Source organism: Shigella sp. FC1967 (assembly GCF_001743005.1).
Lineage (GTDB): Bacteria > Pseudomonadota > Gammaproteobacteria > Enterobacterales > Enterobacteriaceae > Proteus.
In genome coordinates this window covers 1-370 of the sequence record NZ_MIIZ01001369.1, presented here as the reverse complement: position 1 = coordinate 370, position 370 = coordinate 1, and the positions used below count along the sequence as shown (strand labels likewise).

Here is a 370-nt window from a genome sequence, read left to right as displayed (position 1 = left end):
GAATGGCGTAATGATGGCCAGGCTGTCTCCACCCGAGACTCAGTGAAATTGAACTCGCTGTGAAGATGCAGTGTACCCGCGGCAAGACGGAAAGACCCCGTGAACCTTTACTATAGCTTGACACTGAACATTGAGCCTTGATGTGTAGGATAGGGTGGGAGACTATGAAGTGTGGACGCCAGTCTGCATGGAGTCAACCTTGAAATACCACCCTTTAACGTTTTGATGTTCTAACCTAGGTCCATAATCTGGATCGGGGACCGTGTCTGGTGGGTAGTTTGACTGGGGCGGTCTCCTCCTAAAGAGTAACGGAGGAGCACGAAGGTTGGCTAAGCATGGTCGGACATCATGCGGTTAGTGCAAAGGCATA

General features: G+C 50.8%; 1 rRNA gene. It reads left to right on the top strand.

The annotated features are described in order from the left end of the window. Positions 1 to 370 (top strand): 23S ribosomal RNA (locus BHE89_RS22075); the annotation flags it as partial.